The 21126-nt window shown below is 73.1% G+C and carries 23 protein-coding genes; 9 read left to right on the top strand and 14 right to left on the bottom strand.

Annotated elements, in window-relative coordinates:
• Positions 1–7: 7 nt before the first annotated feature.
• From QWY28_RS15380 to QWY28_RS15370, 3 genes are read right to left on the bottom strand one after another with little or no spacing between them, the layout of a single operon-like run.
• Positions 8–1234 (bottom strand): acetyl-CoA hydrolase/transferase family protein, encoded by a 1227-nt coding sequence (locus QWY28_RS15380; RefSeq protein WP_439117259.1) that lies wholly within the window; start codon positions 1232–1234, stop codon positions 8–10.
• Positions 1235–1250: 16 nt separating this feature from the next.
• Positions 1251–1772 carry a PH domain-containing protein gene (locus QWY28_RS15375; RefSeq protein ID WP_300953439.1) on the bottom strand — a complete coding sequence of 174 codons (522 nt, stop codon included), beginning with the start codon at positions 1770–1772 and terminating at the stop codon, positions 1251–1253.
• Positions 1773–1779: 7 nt separating this feature from the next.
• Positions 1780–1941 carry a hypothetical protein gene (locus QWY28_RS15370; protein WP_300953438.1) on the bottom strand — a complete coding sequence of 54 codons (162 nt, stop codon included), beginning with the start codon at positions 1939–1941 and terminating at the stop codon, positions 1780–1782.
• A gap of 158 nt (positions 1942–2099) precedes the next feature.
• Between QWY28_RS15370 and QWY28_RS15365 the strand changes: the two genes are divergently transcribed.
• Positions 2100–2276, top strand: coding sequence for a hypothetical protein (locus QWY28_RS15365; protein WP_300953437.1), 177 nt, complete (start codon positions 2100–2102; stop codon positions 2274–2276).
• Here the strand turns inward: QWY28_RS15365 and meaB are convergent.
• Entirely contained in the window at positions 2273–3238 is a 966-nt protein-coding gene (gene meaB / locus QWY28_RS15360; protein ID WP_300953436.1) for a methylmalonyl Co-A mutase-associated GTPase MeaB, read from the bottom strand. The two genes, QWY28_RS15365 and meaB, sit on opposite strands and share 4 nt — an antisense overlap.
• On the bottom strand, positions 3238–4428 hold the full coding sequence (locus QWY28_RS15355; RefSeq protein WP_300953435.1) for an acetyl-CoA C-acetyltransferase: 1191 nt from the start codon (positions 4426–4428) through the stop codon (positions 3238–3240). Before QWY28_RS15355 ends, meaB begins: the two co-directional genes overlap by 1 nt.
• Before the next feature lie 162 nt (positions 4429–4590).
• On the opposite strand from QWY28_RS15355, the gene mce reads away from it, so the two are divergent.
• The 5 genes from mce to QWY28_RS15330 all read left to right on the top strand — a co-directional run bounded on the left by mce (position 4591) and on the right by QWY28_RS15330 (position 10350).
• The gene (gene mce, locus QWY28_RS15350; protein ID WP_300953434.1) at positions 4591–5052 is read left to right on the top strand and encodes a methylmalonyl-CoA epimerase; all 462 of its coding nucleotides are present in this window, start codon (positions 4591–4593) and stop codon (positions 5050–5052) included.
• 141 nt (positions 5053–5193) lie between these two features.
• The gene (gene ccrA, locus QWY28_RS15345; RefSeq protein WP_300953433.1) at positions 5194–6534 is read left to right on the top strand and encodes a crotonyl-CoA carboxylase/reductase; all 1341 of its coding nucleotides are present in this window, start codon (positions 5194–5196) and stop codon (positions 6532–6534) included.
• A gap of 209 nt (positions 6535–6743) precedes the next feature.
• On the top strand, positions 6744–8003 hold the full coding sequence (locus QWY28_RS15340) for a hypothetical protein (protein WP_300953432.1): 1260 nt from the start codon (positions 6744–6746) through the stop codon (positions 8001–8003).
• Entirely contained in the window at positions 8000–9169 is a 1170-nt protein-coding gene (locus tag QWY28_RS15335) for an AI-2E family transporter (RefSeq protein ID WP_300953431.1), read from the top strand. Before QWY28_RS15340 ends, QWY28_RS15335 begins: the two co-directional genes overlap by 4 nt.
• Before the next feature lie 32 nt (positions 9170–9201).
• Positions 9202–10350, top strand: coding sequence for a DNA glycosylase AlkZ-like family protein (locus QWY28_RS15330; RefSeq protein ID WP_300953430.1), 1149 nt, complete (start codon positions 9202–9204; stop codon positions 10348–10350).
• Here QWY28_RS15330 and QWY28_RS15325 read toward each other — a convergent pair.
• Positions 10301–11269, bottom strand: coding sequence for an EamA family transporter (locus QWY28_RS15325; protein WP_300953429.1), 969 nt, complete (start codon positions 11267–11269; stop codon positions 10301–10303). The two genes, QWY28_RS15330 and QWY28_RS15325, sit on opposite strands and share 50 nt — an antisense overlap.
• Before the next feature lie 38 nt (positions 11270–11307).
• Here QWY28_RS15325 and QWY28_RS15320 point away from each other — a divergent pair, with 38 nt between their 5' ends.
• Positions 11308–11847, top strand: a complete 540-nt coding sequence (locus QWY28_RS15320; protein ID WP_300953428.1) for a CGNR zinc finger domain-containing protein — start codon at positions 11308–11310, stop codon at positions 11845–11847.
• 8 nt (positions 11848–11855) lie between these two features.
• Here the strand turns inward: QWY28_RS15320 and QWY28_RS15315 are convergent, their stop codons facing one another.
• From QWY28_RS15315 to QWY28_RS15295, 5 genes are all read right to left on the bottom strand, one after another.
• Positions 11856–12608, bottom strand: coding sequence for an endo alpha-1,4 polygalactosaminidase (locus tag QWY28_RS15315; protein ID WP_300953427.1), 753 nt, complete (start codon positions 12606–12608; stop codon positions 11856–11858).
• A 10-nt stretch (positions 12609–12618) separates the two neighbouring features.
• On the bottom strand, positions 12619–13374 hold the full coding sequence (locus tag QWY28_RS15310; RefSeq protein WP_300953426.1) for a hypothetical protein: 756 nt from the start codon (positions 13372–13374) through the stop codon (positions 12619–12621).
• A 75-nt stretch (positions 13375–13449) separates the two neighbouring features.
• Positions 13450–13686, bottom strand: a complete 237-nt coding sequence (locus QWY28_RS15305) for a hypothetical protein (protein WP_300953425.1) — start codon at positions 13684–13686, stop codon at positions 13450–13452.
• Positions 13687–13726: 40 nt separating this feature from the next.
• Complete coding sequence (locus tag QWY28_RS15300) at positions 13727–15220, bottom strand: MFS transporter (RefSeq protein WP_300953424.1); 1494 nt, start codon at positions 15218–15220, stop codon at positions 13727–13729.
• 71 nt (positions 15221–15291) lie between these two features.
• Positions 15292–16461, bottom strand: a complete 1170-nt coding sequence (locus QWY28_RS15295) for a 3-hydroxyacyl-CoA dehydrogenase family protein (RefSeq protein WP_300953423.1) — start codon at positions 16459–16461, stop codon at positions 15292–15294.
• Between the two features lie 117 nt (positions 16462–16578).
• On the opposite strand from QWY28_RS15295, the gene nucS reads away from it, so the two are divergent.
• On the top strand, positions 16579–17256 hold the full coding sequence (gene nucS, locus QWY28_RS15290; protein WP_300953422.1) for an endonuclease NucS: 678 nt from the start codon (positions 16579–16581) through the stop codon (positions 17254–17256).
• Between the two features lie 22 nt (positions 17257–17278).
• On the opposite strand, the gene QWY28_RS15285 is transcribed toward nucS, so the two are convergent.
• From QWY28_RS15285 to QWY28_RS15275, 3 genes are all read right to left on the bottom strand, one after another.
• Positions 17279–18736, bottom strand: coding sequence for a PAS domain-containing sensor histidine kinase (locus QWY28_RS15285; protein WP_300953421.1), 1458 nt, complete (start codon positions 18734–18736; stop codon positions 17279–17281).
• Positions 18737–18802: 66 nt separating this feature from the next.
• Positions 18803–19327 (bottom strand): ferritin, encoded by a 525-nt coding sequence (locus QWY28_RS15280; RefSeq protein ID WP_300953420.1) that lies wholly within the window; start codon positions 19325–19327, stop codon positions 18803–18805.
• Complete coding sequence (locus QWY28_RS15275; protein ID WP_300953419.1) at positions 19327–19554, bottom strand: hypothetical protein; 228 nt, start codon at positions 19552–19554, stop codon at positions 19327–19329. The genes QWY28_RS15280 and QWY28_RS15275 overlap by 1 nt, the downstream gene beginning before the upstream one ends.
• Positions 19555–19648: 94 nt before the next feature.
• Between QWY28_RS15275 and QWY28_RS15270 the strand changes: the two genes are divergently transcribed.
• A complete protein-coding gene (locus tag QWY28_RS15270) occupies positions 19649–20464 on the top strand; it encodes a DUF72 domain-containing protein (RefSeq protein ID WP_300953418.1) in 816 nt (271 codons plus the stop codon).
• Positions 20465–21126 lie beyond the last annotated feature (662 nt).

Below are 21126 nucleotides of genomic sequence, written 5' to 3'. Positions count from 1 at the left end.
CCCAATCCTAGAGAGGAGCCGCCAGACCGAGCTCGACCGCCTCCTCGCGCAGCTCCTCGCGGACGCTCGGGTGCGCGGCGTGCTCTATCAGCCGGCGCGCCTGCTCGCGCTGGTCGTGCCCGAAGACCTCCGCGACGCCCTGCTCGGTGACGACCGCGCTCATCTGGAAGGAGGTCACCGGCTCGTCGACCAGCGGCACGATCGTCGAGACGTCGGCCTTGGGGTGCCACGAGCGCAGCGCGATGACGGCCTGTCCACCGGGGCTGTGCAGGGCACCGACGATGAAGTCGGTCTGCCCGCCGAAGCCGGAGTGGATGCGGGCGCGGATCCGCGAGGCGTTGGCCTGCCCGAACAGGTCGACCTGCAGCGCGGTGTTGACGCTGACCATCGCAGGGTTGCGGGCGATCCGCCCGGGGTCGTTGGTGGTCTCGGTGCGCGCCATCGCGATCCGCTCGTTGCCGTCGACCCAGTCGAGGAGCTCCTCGGAGCCGAAGAGGAACGACGCGGTGATCGGCACCGTGGTGTCGAGGGCGCCGGCCCGCTCGAGGGCCAGCACCGAGTCGGAGAACATCTCGGTCCAGATCCGCAGACCCCGGCGGCCGACCAGCCCGCGCATCGTCGCGTCCGGTACCGCGCCGATGCCGGCCTGCAGCGTCGCGCCGTCGCCGACCCGCTGCGCCACCAGCGCTCCGATGCGGGCGGAGTCCTCGTCGACGGCCGGCACGCCCGCGTGCACGAGCGGCTCGTCGGCCTCGAGGAGGACGTCGACGAGCGAGGTGTCGAGCTCGGCGTCGCCGAAGGTCCACGGAAGGTGGCGGTTGACCTGGGCGATCACCACGCCGCCCCGGGCGCGGACGGCCTCGACCGCCGCGGGCAGCACGTTGACCTCGGTGCCGAGGGAGACCTTCCCGCCCCGCGGCGGCGTGGTGTGCAGGAGGACCGCGTCCGGCGGCATGACGCCGGCGAAGAGGGTCGGCACCAGGGAGAGCCGCGAGGGCACGTAGCTCAGCCGCGGGCTGCGGCGCTGCCCCGGCCCCACGAAGGACGTCTCGAGCGTCACCCCGTCGCGGTCGGGCAGGCCCGCCTGTCCGTTGAGCGCCCACAGCCGGTATGCCGGCAGGCCCGCGTCGAGCAGGCGCAGCGTGTGCCAGGGGGTCGCGTGGTTGCCGCTCACGACGACGCGGGGGTTCTCGGGCAGCCGGCGGAGCGCGGTCGCTAGGTCCACGGGACCCATCCCAGCAGATGCGGGGTCAGCCGACCCGCGGACCGCGCAACCCGGAGCGCTGGACCACCCGCTGGATGGCCAGGTCGCGCTGCACCGGCCGGCCGACGTACCGGATGTCGCGCAGGCCCTGGTCCTGGGCCGCGGACTCGAAGCAGAAGTGCCCGAACCCCAGCAGCCGGCCGTGCAGCGGGCGCACCACGGTGATGTCGAGGATGCGGTGCAGCGGCATCGTGGCCAGCTTGGTGGAGAGCACGCCGTGGACGCGGAAGACCCGCATGTTGGTGATCACGAAGCGGTCGCGGTGCTCACGCAGCGCGCCCCACCCGGCGTGCAGCGAGAGGCCGAGCGCGAGGATCAGCGCGAGGCCGGCCAGGTCGATGTGGATGACCGGCACGAAGGCCAGCACGGCGACCGCGAGCAGCGCCTCGAGCATCGGGACGGTGTACGCCGCCCAGTGGTGGCGCACCTCGTCGACGATGACCTCGCCCTCCTCGCGCAGGAGGTGGCGACCGATGTCGGGCCCGCCGAGCGGGCGGGGCTGGTGCACCGCCGGCTCAGAGCTCGTCGACGAAGCGGATCACGGCGTCGAAGAGGTCGCCGGTCCAGCTGAGCAGCTGACCACCGACCGAGCCGCCGGCGTCTGCGAGGCCGCTGGGGTCGGTGAACATCCAGAAGCCGAGGAAGACGACCACCAGGACCAGCACCAGCTTCTGCATACGCGTCCCACCTAAGACAACCGGAGTCATGACATGGCTCGACCCGATCATCCCGGAGCACGGCGCCCGGCCGCCGGAGGCGCGCCGGTCCAGACCTGCACGTCACGACCCGGTGAACTCCCCGCGGGCGCACCGCGTGCCGGCCGAGGATGACCGTCGTGACCCGACTGATCGACTCCCTGCTGACCCTCGCCGCGGGCGTGCTGGTCGGAGCCGCCTGCAGCGCCGCGGCCGACGCGCTCGACCCGGTCGGTGCCGACGCGCGCGCCGACCTCACCGACGCTCGCCTCGCGGCGTTCCTCGACGCGAACGGCGCGGTCTCCGAGGACAGCTAGCCGCGCACCTGCTCCAGCAGGCGGTCGGCGGCGGCCCAGGGGTCGGACTCCCCCGCCGCCACGGCCGCGGCGAGCTCGTCGAGGCCGGCGTGGCCCCCCACGTCCCCCCAGGTACGCCGCAGCGCGGCGAGGGCGATCGCCTCGACCTCGGCGCGGGCTCGGCGGGTGCGCCGCCGCTGCAGCTCGCCGGTCTCCCGCAGCCAGGCGTGGTGGCGCTCGATCTCCGCGGCGAGCTCGGCGAGACCCTCACCGGCCTGGGCGACCGTCTTCACGATCGGCGGCTTCCAGCCGTCGTCGGGGCGGTCCGCGAGCGCGATCATCGACCGCAGGTCGCGGCGGACCTGGTCGGCGCCGTCGCGGTCGGCCTTGTTGACGACGTACACGTCACCGACCTCGAGGATGCCGGCCTTGGCGGCCTGGATGCCGTCGCCCATGCCCGGCGCGAGGAGCACCAGCGTGGTGTCGGCGAGGCCGGCGATCTCGACCTCGCTCTGCCCCACGCCGACGGTCTCGACGACCACGACGTCGCAGCCCGCGGCGTCGAGGACCCGCACCGCCTGCGGCGTCGACCAGGCCAGCCCGCCGAGGTGGCCGCGGGAGGCCATCGAACGGATGTAGACGTCCTTGTCGCCGGCGTGGTCCTGCATCCGGATCCGGTCGCCGAGCAGCGCCCCGCCGGAGAACGGCGAGGACGGGTCGACCGCCAGGACCCCGACCCGCTTGCCGAGCGATCGCAGCTCGCGGACCAGCGCGTTGGTGGTCGTCGACTTGCCGACGCCGGGGGCGCCGGTCAGGCCGAGGACCTGCGCGCGGCCGGTGTGCGGGGCGAGCGCCGCGGTGACCTCCCGCAGGCGCGGGGACTCGTCCTCGACGAGCGAGATCAGCCGGGCGACGGCCCGGGCCTCGCCGGCGCGTGCGCGCTCGACGAGGCCCGGGACGTCCGCCTCCGTGCGGGGAGGCACTACTTCTTCGGGACTCGCACGATCAGCGCGTCGCCCTGACCGCCACCGCCGCAGAGCGCCGCCGCGCCGGTGCCGCCGCCGCGGCGCTGGAGCTCCAGCGCCAGGTGCAGCACGACGCGGGTGCCGGACATGCCGACCGGGTGGCCGAGCGCGATCGCGCCGCCGTTGACGTTGACCTTGGCGTCGTCCAGGCCCAGCTCGCGCGCCGAGGAGATGCCGACGGCGGCGAAGGCCTCGTTGAACTCGACCAGGTCGAGGGAGGCGGGGTCGATGCCCTCCTTCTCGCAGGCCTTCGCGGTCGCGGCGGCCGGCTGGAGCTGCAGCGTCGAGTCCGGGCCGGCGACCTGGCCGTGCGCACCGATCTCGGCCAGCCACTCCAGGCCGAGCTCCTCGGCCTTGGCCTTGCTCATCACGACCACCGCGGCGGCGCCGTCGGAGATCTGCGAGGAGGAGCCGGCGGTGATCGTGCCGGTCTTGGAGAACGCCGCGCGCAGCTTTCCCAGCGACTCCGCCGTGGTCTCGCCGCGAACGCCCTCGTCGACCGAGACGACGACCGGGTCGCCCTTGCGCTGCGGGATGGAGACCGGGACGACCTCGGCGTCGAAGACGCCGTTCTTCCAGGCGACGGCCGCCTTCTGGTGCGACTTCGCGGCGAACTCGTCCTGCTCCTCGCGGGTGAGGTTGGCGCTCGCGGCGTTGCACTCCTCGGTGAGCAGGCCCATCGCCTGCGAGGTGAACTGGTCGAACAGCGCGTCGTAGGCCATCGAGTCCACGAGCTTCACGTCGCCGAACTTGATGCCCTCGCGCGACTTCGGCAGGAAGTGCGGCGCGTTGGTCATCGACTCCATGCCGCCGGCCACGATGATGTCGGCCTCGCCGGCGCGGATCAGCTGGTCGGCCATGGCGATGGCGTTGAGCCCGGACAGGCAGACCTTGTTGATGGTGATCGACGGGACGCTCATCGGGATGCCGCCGTTGACGGCCGCCATCCGAGCGGGGTTCTGGCCGGCGCCGGCCTGGATGACCTGGCCCATGATGACGTACTCGACCTGCTCGCCGGTGACCCCGGCCTTCTCGAGGGCGCCCTTGATCGCGTGGCCGCCGAGGTCGGGGGCCGAGAGGCTCTTGAAGCCGCCGGACAGGCGACCGATCGGGGTGCGCGCTCCGGCGACGATGACGGTTCCGGACATGGTGCTCCTCCAGCATGGGGACGGTGGCACCGCTCGGCGGCGCCCGTTCCGGCGGACACTACCCACGCGTAGGAACGCCCGGAAGACCGTCTCGGACGGGGCCTCGTGAGGCACTCGTCACAAGGGGTCGCGGGCCCTGGTGGCCTCCGCGACCATGACCGCATGACCGACTCCAGCACCCCGCTCGAGATCCCCGAGCACCTGTTCACCGCCATCGACCACGTCGGCATCGCCGTCCGCGACCTCGACGAGGCGATCGCGTTCTACGAGGGCACCTTCGGCATGCGCCTGGCCCACCAGGAGACCAACGAGGAGCAGGGCGTGCGCGAGGCGATGATCGCCGTCGGCGACTCCGGCTCCCACATCCAGCTGCTGGCCCCGCTCGACGACAGCTCGACGATCGCGAAGTTCCTCGAGCGCTCCGGCCCGGGCGTCCAGCAGATGGCGTACCGCGTCACCGATGTCGAGGCGGTCAGCGCGATCCTGCGCGAGCGCGGCGTCCGCCTGCTGTACGACGCGCCCCGCCGCGGCACCTCGGACTCGCGGATCAACTTCATCCACCCCAAGGACGCCGGCGGCGTGCTCGTCGAGCTGGTCGAGCCGGCCGCCGACGCCGCTCACTGACCCAGACGCCCGCCCAGGCGCCCGGCCGGCAGCGCCTCGGCGGCTGAGACGTCCCTCACTCCCCCCTAGGCGCCGAGGTTACCGATCGGTATCTTCGCCGCACCCGCCCCGCAGCCCGCCTTCCCTGAGGAGACCGCACCCGTGCAGAACATCCTGGACGCCATCCTGGCCGGCGACACCGCCAGCGAGGACTTCGCGAACCTGCCGCTGCCCGAGTCCTACCGCGCCGCGACGGTGCACAAGGACGAGGTCGACATGTTCGAGGGCCTCGCCTCGCGCGACAAGGATCCCCGAAAGTCGCTGCACGTCGAGGAGGTGGCCCTCCCCGAGCTCGGCCCCGGCGAGGCCCTCGTCGCGGTGATGGCCAGCGCCATCAACTACAACACCGTGTGGACCTCGATCTTCGAGCCGGTCTCCACCTTCGGGTTCCTCGAGCGCTACGGCCGGCTCTCCGAGCTCACCAAGCGCCACGACCTGCCCTACCACGTCGTCGGCTCCGACCTGGCCGGCGTCGTGCTCGCCACCGGCCCCGGCGTGACCAAGTGGAAGCCCGGCGCCGAGGTCGTGGCCCACTGCCTCTCGGTCGAGCTGGAGGACCCCGCCGGCCACGACGACACGATGATGGACCCGCAGCAGCGCATCTGGGGCTTCGAGACCAACTTCGGCGGCCTGGCCCACATCGCGCTGGTCAAGTCCAACCAGCTGCTGGACAAGCCCGCCCACCTCACCTGGGAGGAGGCCGCCTCCCCGGGCCTGGTCAACGCCACGGCGTACCGCCAGCTGGTCTCCAAGAACGCCGGGCAGATGAAGCAGGGCGACAACGTGCTCATCTGGGGCGCCTCCGGCGGCCTCGGCGGCTTCGCGACCCAGTACGCCCTCAACGGCGGCGCCAACCCGATCTGCGTGGTCTCCAACGAGGAGAAGGCGAAGATCGTGCGCTCCATGGGCGCGGAGATGGTCATCAACCGCTCCGAGGAGAACTGGAAGTTCTGGAACGACGAGGGCACCGAGCAGAACCCCAAGGAGTGGCAGCGCCTGGGCAAGCGGATCCGCGAGCTCACCGGCGGCGAGGACATCGACATCGTCTTCGAGCACCCCGGACGCGAGACCTTCGGCGCCAGCGTCTACGTCACCCGCAAGGGCGGCACCATCACCACCTGCGCCTCGACCACCGGCTACCTGCACGAGTACGACAACCGCTACCTGTGGATGAACCTCAAGCGGATCGTGTCCAGCCACTTCGCCAACTACCGCGAGGCCTACGAGGCCAACCGCCTCATCGCCCAGGGCAAGATCCACCCGACCGTGTCCAAGACCTACACCCTCGACGAGGTCGGCCAGGCCGCCCTCGACGTGCACCACAACAAGCACCAGGGCAAGGTCGGCGTGCTCTGCCTGGCCCCCGAGGAGGGCCTCGGCGTCCGCGACCCCGAGATGCGCGCGAAGCACGAGACCGCGATCAACCGCTTCCGCGGCGTCTGACCGGACCCCGCAGCAGCCCGCGCAGCAGCACCCGACGCCCCGCCGACCACCCGGTCGGCGGGGCGTCGTGCGTCGTGGCGGGGCTGCCCCGGGAGCGCTCCGGACGAGCCCCCGCGACGCGCCCGAGCCTGGATGCGGACTCTCAGGTCGATCGTGGAAGATGGGGTCTTCGGCCGTCACCCACCGCGATCGACCAGAGGATGTAGCTCATGAGCGACCAGGGTCTGTCCATCTTCAACAACGACCCCGACGGGGAGCCGGCCGACGTCGAGACGCCGGACGTCGAGGCGACCCAGGCGATGCCCGCGGTCCCCCGCGGCGCGGACGCGCCCACGGAGTCCTTCACGACCCCGCCCGTGCAGCGCCCCGCCCAGCCGGCCCAGCCCGCGCCACGCGCCCAGCCCGTCGAGGCGGCCGCCCAGCGCACCCAGCAGCGGCCCGCGGCCGGCCGGCCGGCGGTCCCGCCGCCCGCAGCCGCGCCGGACTTCCCCGTCGTGCGCCGCGGCGGCTACGACCGCGAGAGCGTCGACCAGCGCTTCCGCGGGCTGCTCGCCGACCACGCGGCCCTCACCTCCCGGGTAGCCGAGGCCGAGCGGCGCACCGGCGACCTCGAGCAGCAGCTCGCCGCCGCGCGCGAGGAGCTGCGCGAGTACGAGCAGCCGTCGTACGCCGGGCTCGGCGGCCGCGCCTCGGCGATGCTGCGGCTGGCCGAGGAGGAGGCCGACGAGATCCGCGCCATCGCCAGCCGGGACGCCGCCGAGATCCTCGAGCAGGCCAACCGCGACGCCCAGGCGATCCGCGCCGACGCGGCGCGCGAGGCCGAGGACATGCGGCTGGTCCAGCTCAAGGAGCTCGACGAGATGCGGACCCGCTCGGTGGCCGACGCCGAGCAGGAGCGCTCGCTCGCGCGCGGCGAGGCCGAGGACATGCTGGCCTCCGCGCGCCGCGAGGCCGACCAGCTGCGGCTCGCGGCCCAGCAGGAGACCACCGAGATGCGCACGTCGGCGCAGCGCGAGGTCGAGCAGGCGCGCGCCGCCGCGGACCGCGAGGTCCAGGAGGCCCGCCGCGCGCTGGCGGTCGAGAAGGAGCGCCTCGCCCGCGAGGCCACCGACCACCACAACAGCGCGACCGCCGAGACCCGCCGCCTCGTCGAGGAGGCCGAGGCTCGCGCGTCGGCCGCCGAGGAGCGCGCCCGCGCCGCGACGAAGCAGGCCACCGAGCACCGCGCGACCGCCCAGTCGGAGTCCGAGGCGCTCCTGGCCCGCGCCCGTCGGGAGGCCGAGCAGATCGTGGCCTCCGCGCGCACGCAGGCCGAGTCGATCACCTCGACCGGCCAGGCCGAGGCCGAGCGCGAGGCCGCGGCGGTCCGCGCCGAGCTGGACCGGCTCACCAAGCGGCGCGACGCGATCGTGGCCCAGCTCGCCTCGCTGCGCGACGTGGTCGCCGGGTTCGCCGAGGACCAGTCGTGACCTCCGGCCCGCAGGGGCCGGACGCCCGGGAGCACGACGAACCGGACGACCGCGCCGCCCTGCGGGTCGACGACCCCGAGGAGCCCGCCCGCGAGCACGCGCACGAGGAGGGCTACCTCGGCGAGCTCGGCGCTCCGCTGCGGAGGTCGCCGTTCGTCGTCGGGTTCTTCGGCGGTCTCGGCGTCTTCATCGCCTGGTGGCTCGGGGACCTCGTCGTCTCCATCGGGCCGACGCTCGTCCTCGTCGTGGTCTCGATGTTCCTCGCCGCCGGGCTGGACCCCGCGGTCCGGTTCTTCGAGAGCCGCGCCGGCCTGCGCCGGTCGTGGGCCGTGCTCGTGGTGATCATCGGCGTCCTCGCCGCACTGACGCTCTTCGTCGTCGCGATCGTGCCGGTGATCAGCGACCAGGTCGCCTCGCTCACCAAGAACGCCCCCGGCTGGCTCGACAGCCTCCAGGAGAACGAGCGGGTCCAGCAGCTCGACGAGAAGTACGGCGTCATCGAGAAGGTCCGGGAGTACGTCGCCGCCGGTGACTACGCCAGCGGCATCTTCGGCGGCGTCCTCGGGGTCGGCCTGGCCGTGCTCTCGGCGCTGGCGAACACCTTCGTCGTCACGGTGCTCACCCTCTACTTCCTCTCCTCGCTGCAGACCACCAAGGGCGCGCTCTACCGCCTGGCCCCCGCCTCGCGCCGCGACCGGGTGACCCGGCTGGGCGACCGCGTCATCGAGGGCGTCGGCGGCTACGTCTCCGGCGCGTTCATCGTCGCGCTGTGCGCGGGCGTGACCTCGCTGGTGTTCCTCTTCATCGTCGGCCTCGGCGAGTACGCCGTGGCGCTGGCGTTCGTGGTCGCGCTGCTCGACGTCATCCCGATGATCGGGGCGACCATCGGCGCGGTCCTGGTGACGGCGATCGGCTTCGCCACCGAGCCCAGGATCGGCATCGCCTGCGCGATCTTCTACCTGATCTACCAGCAGCTGGAGAACTACGTCATCTACCCGCGGGTGATGTCCCGCTCGGTCGACGTTCCCGGCGCGGTCACCGTCATCGCGGCGCTCGTCGGAGCGGCGCTGCTCGGCGTCGTCGGCGCACTGCTCGCGATCCCGACGGCCGCGGCCATCCTGATGCTGACCCGCGAGGTGGTCGTCCGCCGCCAGGACGCCCGCTAGGCCCGGCCGGGACGACGGCGGAGGGCGGTTCGATGGCCGGCGGCGAGGTGCTCCTGAGCGCGGAGCAGGCGCGCCGGGTCGCGGTCCGGGCCCAGCTGCTCGACCTGCCGCGGCCCACCGACGTGCTGGCGGTGGTGCGGCACCTCGGGTTCCTCCAGCACGACCAGACGCGGGCCGTCGCCCCGAGCGCCGACCTCGTGCTGTGGAGCAGGATCGGGGCGGCGTACGACCCCGAGGAGCTGGTCGGCGCGGTCGAGGCGCAGGCGCTCGTCGAGCTGCACGGCATGCTCCGCCCGGCCGAGGACCTCGCCCTCCACCGCGCCGAGATGGCCGCGTGGCCCGGCGCCGACGCGCAGGGGTGGGACGCCGAGCGGGCGCAGTGGCTGGCCGACAACGACGGGTGCCGCCGCGACGTGCTGGAGCTGCTGCGCACCGACGGCCCGCTCCCGGCCCGCGCGCTGCCGGACACCTGCGTCCGCCCGTGGCGCTCGAGCGGCTGGAACAACGGCAAGAACGTCGAGCGCCTGCTCGTGCTGCTGGTCGAGCGGGGCGAGGTCGCCGTGCACGGACGCGAGGGCCGCGAGCGGCTGTGGGACCTGGCCGAGCGGGTCTACCCCGACGAGCCCGCCGTGCCGCTCGCACGGGCGCAGCGGCTCCGGGCCGAGCGGCGGCTCGCGGCCCTCGGCATCGCCCGCGCGCGGGCGGCGGTCGCGCCCGGTGAGCCGAACGACGTCGGGGCCGTCGGCGAGCTGGTGCGCGTCCAGGGCCTGCGCGGGACGTGGCGGGTCGACCCGGCGCAGCTGGACCGGGTCGACGAGCCGCTCGCGGGCCGCGTGGCGCTGCTCAGCCCGCTGGACCGGCTGGTCTTCGACCGCAAGCGGATGACCGAGCTGTTCGGCTTCGACTACCAGTTGGAGATGTACAAGCCGGCGGCGCAGCGCCGGTGGGGCTACTGGGCCCTGCCGGTGCTGGCCGACGACCGGCTGGTCGGCAAGGTCGACGCCACCGCCGACGCCGAGGCCGGTGAGCTCCTCGTCCACGCGGTGCACGAGGACGAGCCCTTCGGCGCCGACCTGGCCCGCGCCGTCGAGGCCGAGCTCGCGTCCCTGGCCGACTGGCTCGGCCTGGCCGTCACGCGGGAGTCGGCTCCACCCGCGCGGTCTGCCGCTCCCCCAGCTTGACCCCGACGACGCCCACCAGCACGAGCAGGCCACCGACCAGCTGCACCGCCCGCGGCAGCTCCTCGAGCAGCAGCCAGGCGAACAGCACGCCCGCGACCACCTCGAGCAGCGCCACGAACGACGCCAGGCGCGACCCGAGCCGCCGCCCCGCCGCGATCCCGGTGCAGTAGGCCACGGCCGCGGTCACCAGTCCGAGGACGAGCAGCGGCACCCACCAGGCGACCTCGCGGTCGGCGTACGACACCGCCGCCGTGCTCGCGCGCATGGGCAGTAGGCCGACGAGGCCGAGCAGGGCCAGCGCGAGCGAGCCGACGACGAGCCCGCCGGCCGCCAGCGCCAGCGGCGGGAGGCCGCTGGTGGTGTCGGCGGAGATCAGGAAGTACGACGCCGCGCCGACCATCGCCGCGAGCGACCAGGCCACGCCGACCGGGCTCAGGTCGGCGCCGGAGAGCAGGTCGAGGACGAGCACCAGGCCGAGGGCGGCGACCGCGGCGCCGACGAGGGTCACCGGCCCCGGGCGCTGGCCGTGCCGCAGCCAGAGCCAGCACACGACCGCGGCGGGCGCGGTGTACTCGATCAGCAGCGCCGGGCCGACCTGCATGTGCTGCACGGCGGAGAAGTAGCAGAACTGCGCGCCGGCGACGGCGAGCAGGCCGTAGAGGACGACCGTCCCGGCGTTGCGGCGCAGCACGTCCCACCGGCCGCCGAGCGCCCAGATCCCCAACGGCAGCACGACGACCGCCGCGAGCCCGACGCGCACCAGCACCGTCGCGCCGGCGGACCAGCCGCCCGCCAGCAGGCCGCTGGCCAGGGCCCCGGAGAGCCCGAAGCTCAGCGCCGACACCACGGCGAAGGCGAGCCCGCCGGCGAGGCGCGGCCCGGACGCGACGCCGGGGATGTCATCGGTCACAGCGGTCATGACACATGACGCTAGAGACGCGCTGGTAATCTGTCAATGTGGTCTTCGCCCATGACACCGAGCAGTCGCTCCTCGCCGCCGTGACCCTGGTGAACACCGCCGAGCCGCCCGAGACGCTGGAGACGGTCGCCGATCTCGACGCCTACTACGACCGCTTCGAGTTCACCGGCCGCCACGACCGCACCCGCGTCGAGCTCGACGAGGTCCGCGCCCTGCGAGGCGACCTGCGGCGGCTGCTCACCGCCGACCGCGAGACCGCCGCCGGACTGGTCAACGCGATGCTCTCCGAGGCCCGCGCGCTGCCGCAGCTGGTGCGGCACGACCGGTTCGACTGGCACCTGCACGCCGTCGTCGCCGATGCCCCGCTGGCGACGCGGATCGCTGTCGAGAGCGCGATGGCGATGGTCGACGTCATCCGGGCCGACGAGCACTCCCGGCTCGGCGTCTGCGCGGACGACGACTGCGGTGGCCTGGTCCTCGACCTCTCGCGCAACCGTTCACGGCGGTTCTGCTCGACCGCCTGCGGCAACCGCAACGCGGTCGCGGCCTACCGCGCCCGGCAGGCCGCGGAGGGCTGACCGGAGGATCAGCAGAACCGGCGCACGCCGGTCGGGGTCAGGTCGAGGTCGCGGAGCACGACCTGCAGCCGCCGGCCCCACCCCCGGCAGGTCCGGCGGAAGTCCTGGCGGCGGTACTCGACCGCCACGACCCGACGGCCGTACGCCGCGGCGTACGCGCCGCACTCCCGGTAGCGCCCGCACTCCTCGGCCACCGCGAAGTCGTAGCCCAGCCGCGTGCCGTCGAGGCCTGCGAGGTTCTTCTGCCCCGCGGCCAGGCCCGCCTCGTGCGCCTCGGCGACGACCAGCCGCGCGTAGGCGAGCGCCTGCCGCCTGGTCAGCAGGCCGTGGCTGCGCGTGAAGGAGTCCAGGTTGTCGTACTCGACGGCCTCGTAGCCGGCCGCCGCGCAGCCGTCGACCCACCGGCCCACGATCCGCGCGAGCGCGCGCCGCTTGGCGGGCGTGCGGAGGTCGAGCAGCCACTCGCCCCAGGCCTCGTCGCGGACGGGGCGGCCCTCGTCGCGCAGGACCAGGTGCATCCGCCCGCGCCAGGAGCGCCGCTCGTCGGGCTGGGTCTGGAAGGCGTTGACGTAGCAGACGTCGTACCGCCCGGCGGGCTCGGCGCGGCGGTCCCGCACCACGATCCCGACCGTGGACGGCACCGGGCGGACGCCGCCGAGCTGGTAGTCGGCGTGCGTGCCGACCGGCAGCGGCTCGACGTCGGCGGCAGCAGCGGGCGCGACGAGCAGGAGCAGGCCGAGCACCAGGGCGAGGAGACGCATCGGCCGAGGACTAGAAGTCGAAGCCGTCGAACATGTCGCCCATGCCGTCGCCGATCTCGCCCAGCCCCTCACCGAGACCCTCGCCGAGGTCGCCGAGCGCGTCGAAGCCGCCGAACGCGCCGAACATCAGGCCCATGAACATGAAGTCCATCGCCGCGAAGCCGCCGAAGTACCCGGCGGCGTAGGGCTGGTAGGCGCGGCCGCCCTGCCAGTACGGCACCCGCTGCGAGCCGACCATCACCTGACGGATGTCGGGCGCCGCGCCGACCTTGACCCGCTCGGCGTCGAGGGCGCAGGCCGGCACCTCGCGGCGCGCGCCGCCCGGCGGGGTGTAGGGCACGTCCTCGACGGAGAGGCCGTGGCGCGGGTCGAAGAAGCACGGCGGCCGACGGGTGGGCAGCGGCTCGCCGGCGACCCGGGCGCGCACGCACGCCATGGCGTAGCGCCCGTCCTCGAGGATCTCCGTCACGTGCTTGATGTCCTCGGGCCTGGCGAGCCGGTCACCGGCGGTCTTGGCCGCCTCGTAGGAGTCCAGCGCCCGCTGGTAGTCGGCGTTGGCCCCGGGGTCCAGCGGCTGGCCGGCGAGGTCGGCGTCGAGGGACTGCAGCTCGACACCGAGCGCGGTGATGTCCTCGAAGGCGAGCTTCTTGACCGGTTCCAGCTCGGCCTGCTGGCGCTCGAGCTCACGGGCCTGCTTGCGCTTGCTCGAGGCACCCACGGCCACGAGCACGACGGCGAGGAGGACCAGGATGACGAGCAGCTCCATGGCCCCAGCCTACGGACTCCCCCGCAGGCCCCGGCCCGCCTCCGTCCCCGTTCCGCCGCCGGAACGGGGTGGGGGTCAGTTCACCGCGACGGTGCCGCCGGGGGCGGTGTGCACCAGGCCGTCGGCGACCGCGAGCGCCAGCGCCCGGTCGAACCGGCCGCTCTCCCAGTACGCCGCGCCGACCAGCTCCGCCAGCCGCTCGGGCACCTGCGGGCCGTTGGCCTCCAGGGCCCGCAGGATCTGGCCCATCTCGTGGAAGACCTGGCGGTCGCGTCGACCCTCGGTCGAGGGCTTCGGGGGTGGCATGGGCATGGCGTCTCCTTCCGTACGACGTCCGGTGGTCGGTCGTGCCTCAGGCGGGCGCGGGAGCGGTCCGGTCGTCCGAGCGGCCGCCCGCCTCCGGCTCGTCGTCCTCGACCGTCAGCGGCTGGGCGATGCTCTCGAGCGACTTGCCCTCGGCACGGACGCCGAGGAACGCCTCGACGAGGCCGCCGGCGATCATCAGCGCCGCGCCGATGAAGTAGCCGATCGCGATCTTGGTGATGTCCCCGCTGTCGGAGGCCCGCTCGATCAGCCACCCGAACAGCAGCGGCCCGGAGATGCCGCCCGCGGCCGTGCCGATCGCGTAGAAGAAGGCGATGCACAGGGCGCGGGTCTCCATCGGGAAGATCTCGCTCGCGGTGAGGTACGCCGCGCTGGCGCCCGCGGAGGCGAAGAAGAAGATGATGGCGCCCATCAGGGTCAGGGTCGCGGCGGTGAAGCTGTCGAGGAAGAAGCCGGTCACGCCGAGCAGCACGCCGGACAGCACGTAGGTGAACGTGATCATCTGGACCCGCCCGATCGAGTCGAACAGCGGGCTCAGGGCGAGCGCGCCGACGAAGTTCGAGGCCGCGAAGATCGCGAGGTACCACCCGACCTGGTCGACGTCGAGGAACGTGGTCAGGGTGTCGCCGTAGGTGAAGAAGAAGGCGTTGTAGAGGAACGCCTGGCCCACGAAGAGCGAGAAGCAGAGGATGGTCCGCCTGGGGTAGAGCGTGAAGACCGTCCGGGCGATCAGGCCGAGCCCGATGGCCTTGCGCTGGCGGACGGTGATCGTCTCCGAGACCGGGTGCAGCCGCTTGCCGGACTCCTCCTCGACCGTGCGCTCGATGCTGCGCACGATCTCCTCGGCCTCCTCCTCCCGGCCGTGGATGAAGAGCCAGCGCGGGCTCTCCGGCACGTTCTTGCGGACGATGAGGATGCCGATGGCCAGGATGCCGCCGAGGCCGAACGCCAGCCGCCAGCCCCACTCGGCGTCGATGACGTTCGGGTCGAGGAGCGGGATCGTGAGCAGCGAGCCGCCCGCGGCGCCGATCCAGAACGAGCCGTTGATCGCGACGTCGACCCGCCCGCGGTACGCCGCCGGGATCAGCTCGTCGATGGCGGAGTTGATGGCGGCGTACTCACCGCCGATGCCGGTGCCGGTGAAGAACCGGGCGATGAAGTACCACAGCGGGTTCGGCGCGAACGCGGTGGCGACCGTCGCGACGGTGTAGACCGCCAGGGTCAGCAGGAAGAGCTTCTTGCGGCCGAGGCGGTCGGTCAGCTGGCCGAAGAACAGCGCTCCGATGCACGCGCCCGCGACGTAGACCGCCCCGGCCAGGCCGACGTCGAAGTTGCTGAGCCCGAGGCCGGTGTCGCCGTCCTTGAGGGCGTCGGACATCGAGCCGACGATGGTGACCTCGAGCCCGTCGAGGATCCAGACCGTCCCGAGGCCGATGACGACCAGCCAGTGCCACCGGGCCCACGGGAGCCGGTCCAGACGCGCGGGGATGTCGGTGGTGATCCGACCCGTTTCGACTGCCATGCGGCAGCGGTACCCACGACGTGCCCCATATGAACGACGTCACACGCGCGAGAGTTCCCGCCGCGCCGGGATCATCGCGCGTAGTCGTGGAACCCCTGGCCGGTCTTGCGCCCGAGGCGCCCCTCGGCGACGAGCTTCTCCAGCGTCGGGGCCGGCGCGAACCCGTCGTGCCCGAACTCCGCGTGCAGCTCCTTCTCGATGGCCAGCGAGACGTCGTTGCCCACGACGTCGAGCAGCTCGAAGGGGCCCATCGGGAAGCCGGCCTCCTCCTTGATCGCGGTGTCGATCTCGGCCAGCGGCGTGCCGGCGGACTCGTGCAGCTTCACCGCGTCGTTGAGGTAGGGGAACAGCAGGCAGTTGACGATGAAGCCGGCCCGGTCACCGCAGGAGACCGCGACCTTGCCGACCTTCGCGCACAGCGCCCGAACGGTCTCGTCCACCTCGGCACCGGTCTGCTCGGTGGTGACGACCTCGACCAGCTTCATGACCGGCGCGGGGTTGAAGAAGTGCATGCCGATGACCGACTCGGGCCGCGAGGTGGCGGCCGCGCACTCCGCGATCGGGAGGCTGGACGTCGTGGTCGCCAGGATCGCGCCGGGCTTGCAGATCCGGTCGAGGTCGCCGAAGAGCTCCGTCTTGACCGACAGCTCCTCGGCGATGGCCTCGACGACGATGTCGGCGGTGGCCAGCGCCTCGCGCGAGGTGGCGCCGGTGAGCCGGCCCAGGATCGCGTCCCGGTCGGACTCCTCGAGCTTGCCCTTGCCGACCAGGCGGTCCAGGGACTTCGCGATCGCGGCCTGGACGCCGGCGACCTTCTCCTCCGAGCGGCCGACGTAGACGACGTCGTAGCCCTTCGCGGCGAAGACCTGGGCGATGCCGGAGGCCATCGTGCCGGTGCCGACGACGCCGACGGTGGCGATGTCGTGGCGCAGCTGCGGCGCGGCCTGCTCGTCGCCGCCGGCCGCCTCGGCCAGCGTGCTGCCCTCGGCGGCGAGCTTCTCGAGGAGGTCCGCGGGCTGGTGCAGCGGGTCGCCGGTCTCGGCGTACCGCTCCGCGAGCTGGTCGCGGACGGTGGCGGCGCCGAGCTCGTCGACCGTGGCCAGCGGGCCCTGCGGGTAGCCGCAGCCGAAGCGCATGCCGGCGTCGATGTCGGCGGCCGAGGCGTAGCCGGACTCGAACATCCGGACCGCGTGGTTGAGGTACGGGAGGACCAGCGTCCGGGCGATCTGCTCGTTCGTCATGCGGGGACTATGACAGGTGTCCTACCCACTGGTAACCCCCCGAACGCAGACCGGACGAGGCGCTCGTCACACACCGCGGCGCACGCCGCCCGGCAGGGCCGGGTAGATTCGCCGCCCGTGAGACTCGTCGTTGCGCGCTGCCAGGTCGACTACGCCGGGCGGCTCACGGCCCACCTCCCGATGGCCACCCGCGTGCTGATGATCAAGGCCGACGGGTCCGTGCTCGTGCACTCCGACGGCGGCTCCTACAAGCCGCTGAACTGGATGTCCCCGCCCTGCGCGCTGCGGGAGGGGACCGCCGAGGACGGCCGGGTCGAGTGGACGGTCACCAACCCCAAGTCCGACGACACCCTGCGCATCCTCATCGACGAGGTGCTGCACGAGTCGGTGCACGACCTGGGCGTCGACCCCGGCCTGCAGAAGGACGGGGTGGAGAAGCACCTCCAGGAGCTGCTCGCCGAGCACCCCGCCACCCTGCAGCCGGGCCTCACGCTGGTGCGCCGCGAGTTCCCGACCGCCATCGGCCCCGTCGACCTGATGTGCCGCGACGCCGACGGCGCCAGTGTGGCGGTGGAGATCAAGCGGCGCGGCGAGATCGACGGCGTCGAGCAGCTCACCCGCTACCTCGAGCTGCTCAACCGCGACCCGCTGCTCTCCCCCGTCCGCGGCATCTTCGCGGCGCAGGAGATCAAGCCGCAGGCCCGCGTGCTCGCCGTCGACCGCGGCATCGCGTGCGCGGTCGTCGACTACGACGCGCTGCGCGGGCTCGACGACCCCAGCCACCGGCTCTTCTGAGCCCAGCGAGCGGCCCAGCTGGTCAGCGGCTCGCTGCGGGCAGCCGGACGGTGACGGTGGTGCCGGTGCCGGGCTCGGAGCCGACCTGGATCGAGCCGCCGTGCGCCTCCACGACCGCGCGGGCGATCGGCAGGCCGAGGCCGGCCCCCGGCACCTGGTCGCGGATGGCCGACGGGGCGCGGTAGAGCCGGTCGAAGGCCTGCGCGACCTCCTCGGGACCCATGCCCGGACCGGTGTCCGTGACCCGCAGCTCGACCTCGCCGCCGGGTCCGGCGTCCAGCGCGAGGACCACGCGGCCACCGGGCGGGGTGAACTTCACGGCGTTCCCGAGCAGGTTCCCGACCACCTGGCCGAGGCGCTCGGCGTCGCCGAGGACGTTGAGGTCCTCGCCGGCCGCGGGCTCGACGACGACGTCCACGCCGCGGCCGCGGGCGGCGAGCCGGGCGTCCTCCACGGCCGCGCGCACGACCTCCTCGAGGTCCACCGGCGCCAGGGTCACCTCCATGCCCTCCTCCTGCAGGCGGGCGAGGGTCAGCAGGTCGTTGACGAGCCGCAGCTCGCGCCGGGCGTTGCGATCGATGACCTGCAGCATCCGCCGCGCCTGCGGGCCCATCTCCTCCTCGCCGAGGTCACCGAGCAGCTCGGTGTAGCCCACGATCGAGGTCAGCGGGGTGCGCAGCTCGTGCGAGACGGTCGCGAGGAACTCCTCACGGATCCGGTCGGCCGTCTCCTGGATGCGCCGCCGCTCGGTGACGTCGCGGACGGCCGCCGCCACCAGGAGCCCGTCGTCGGTCTCGATCGGCGACAGCGACACCTCCACGGGGAACTCCGTGCCGTCCTTGCGCACGGCGTACAGCTCGCGGCCCTGGCCCATCCCGCGGACGACCGGCGCCCCGACGTACCCCGAGCGCTGGCCGACGTGCCGCTCCCGGAAGCGCTCGGGGACCAGCCGCTCCACGGGGCTGCCGAGGAGCTCCCCCGGCTCGTAGCCGAAGACGCGCTCGACCTGCCGGTTGCTCATCACGATCACGCCGCTGCCGTCGGCGATGACCGTCGGGTCCGGCGCGGCCTCGATCAGCTCGCGGAACTGGCGCTCCTGGCGCCTGCGCTCGGTGACGTCGCGGACCGTGGCGCAGACGTAGGTCTCGCCATGGACGTCGATGCGGGCCAGCGAGATCTCCGCCGGGAACTCCGAGCCGTCGGCGCGGACCGCGGCCAGCTGCAGCAGGCCCATCGGCCGCTGGCCGTGGGTGCGGGAGAAGCGGTCGCGCCGCTGCGGGTGGGCGGCGCGGGCCGCCTCCGGCACCAGCGTCTCCACGGGGCGCCCGACGAGGGCGTCGGCGTCGATGCCGAAGACCGCCTGGCAGCGGGAGTTCGCGGCGACCACCACGCCCCCGGCGTCGGTGACGACGATCGCGTCCGGTGACGCCTCGAAGACACCGGCGAACAGCCGACCGTCGTCGACGGCGCGTGTCTCCATGGTCGAACTGTAGTTCCCCCCGGCCCTGCGGACCCCCACGACCACCACCCGCGGGGTCGGAGCCGGTCAGGCCCCGGCGATCCGCGGAGCGGTCGGGTCGCTGGCCTCGCCGCCCTGCTCGCGGGCGACGTAGTCCTCGATGTCGTCGATGTCGTCGGCGTTGCGCTTGACCACCGCGAGCAGGTCGCTCATCGTGGCGACCTCCTCGACCTGCTCCTTGATGAACCACTGCATGAACTGCTCGGAGGCGAAGTCGTGCTCCTCGCGCGCCGTGCGCAGCAGGGCACCGATCTGCTCGGTGACGCGCTTCTCCTGCTCCAGGGCGAGCGCGACCGGCGCGACCACCCCGTCGAAGGACGGCACGGGAGCCTCGACGCCCGGGATCACGACGTCGACGTCGGTGTCGAGGAGGTACTGGACCATCATCATCGCGTGGTCGCGCTCCTCGAGCGCCTGGGCGTAGAAGAACGCCGCCATCTGCGGCATCGTCAGCGCGTCGTAGTGGACGGCGACGGCGAGGTACTGGTTGTGGGCGGCCAGCTCGTGACCGATCTGGGCGTTGAGCTGCTCGACGAAACGGGGGGCGACCATCAGGCGACCTTACCGAGGCCCTTCTTGGTGACCTTGCCGCCGTCGACCCGGACGAGCTTGCGCTTCTTCACGGTGTAGCCCTCCGGGAGGGTGCCCTCCTTGAGCATGCGCAGCGGGCAGCGGCCGCACTTGGTCTTGGAGACGCAGCACTCCCGCTTCGGCAGCTTGCGCGGCTTCGCGGAGGCTGCGGCCTTCGAGCCGTCGCGCTTCTTGTCCTTCTTGCCCACGGCGCGACTGTAGCAGCGGGTTAGGTGAGCCTCACCTGTCTTCTCGCTCACGTCTCGTCGTGTGGTCCTCCCCGGGTCCGGGCACTGCAGCCGCATGGGACGGATCCGGGTCGGCATCTCCGGGTGGACCTACGCCGGCTGGCGCGGCGACTTCTACCCGCCGGGGCTCGTGCAGCGCCGCGAGCTCGCGTACGCCGCCGAGCGGATGACCTCGATCGAGGTCAACGGCTCCTTCTACTCCCTCCAGCGCCCCACGTCGTACGCCGCGTGGCGGGACCAGACCCCGGACGACTTCGTCTTCGCGGTCAAGGGCGGCCGGTACATCACCCACCTCAAGCGGCTGCGCGACGTGGACACCGCGCTGGCCAACTTCCTCGCCTCCGGCGTCCTGGCGCTGGGGCCGAAGCTCGGCCCGCTCCTGTGGCAGCTGCCCGAGCGGCTGGCCTTCGACGCGGCGCTGGTCGACGACTTCTTCTCCCGGCTCCCCCGCACCACCACCGAGGCGGCCGCGCTCGCGGCGGGCCACGACGACAAGGTGCCCGAGGACCGCGCGCTGACCGTCGCCGACGCCGAGCGCCCGTTGCGGCACGCCCTGGAGTTCCGCAGCGAGACGTGGTGCACCGACGAGGCCTTCGACCTCATGCGGCGCCACGGCGTCGCGTGCGTCGTCGCCGACACCGCCCGGCGCTTCCCGATGCCCGAGCAGGTCACCGCCGACCACGTCTACGTCCGGCTGCACGGCGACACCGAGCTGTACGCCAGCGGCTACGGCCCCGAGGCCCTCGACCGCTGGGCGGAGAAGTGCCGCGCCTGGTCCGAGCACGGCGACGTGTTCGTCTACTTCGACAACGACGCCAAGGGGCACGCCCCGCACGACGCCCTCGCGCTCATCGACCGCGTCGGCCGCTGACCCGCACCCCGCCGAACCCCCGCCGCTGGAGCAGCGAAGCCCGCTGAGGGCCTGAGCGTGTCGAAACCCCGCGAGCAACCCAGGGCCGCAACCCCGGTCACCGGGTCTCGACAAGCCTCGCTCGCGCCCCTCCCCGCCGGTTGAGCAGCGAAGCCCGCTGAGGGCCTGAGCGTGTCGAAACCCCGCGAGCAACCCAGGGCCGCAACCCCGGTCACCGGGTCTCGACAAGCCTCGCTCGCGCCCCTCCCCGCCGGTTGAGCAGCGAAGGCCCGCTGAGGGCCTGAGCGTGTCGAAACCCCGCGAGCAACCCAGGGCCGCAACCCCGGTCACCGAGTTTCGACACGGCTCGCTGGCGCTCGCCTGCTCAACCAGCAGAGCCGCCGGCGCCCCTTTCCGCCGGTGGAGCCGCGAAGGCCCGCTGAGGGCCTGAGCGTGTCGAAACCCCGCGAGCAACCCAGGGCCGCAACCCCGGTCACCGGGTTTCGACACGGCTCGCTGGCGCTCGCCTGCTCAACCAGCAGAGCCGCCGGCGCCCTTTCCGCCGGTTGAGCAGCGAAGGCCCGCTGAGGGCCTGAGCGTGTCGAAACCCCGCGAGCAACCCAGGGCCGCAACCCCGGTCACCGGGTTTCGACACGGCTCGCTGGCGCTCGCCTGCTCAACCA

Source organism: Nocardioides oceani, from assembly GCF_030412965.1.
GTDB lineage: Bacteria > Actinomycetota > Actinomycetes > Propionibacteriales > Nocardioidaceae > Nocardioides > Nocardioides oceani.
The sequence above is the reverse complement of the archived record's forward strand: the minus strand, read 5'-3'. Positions and strand labels throughout refer to the sequence as shown.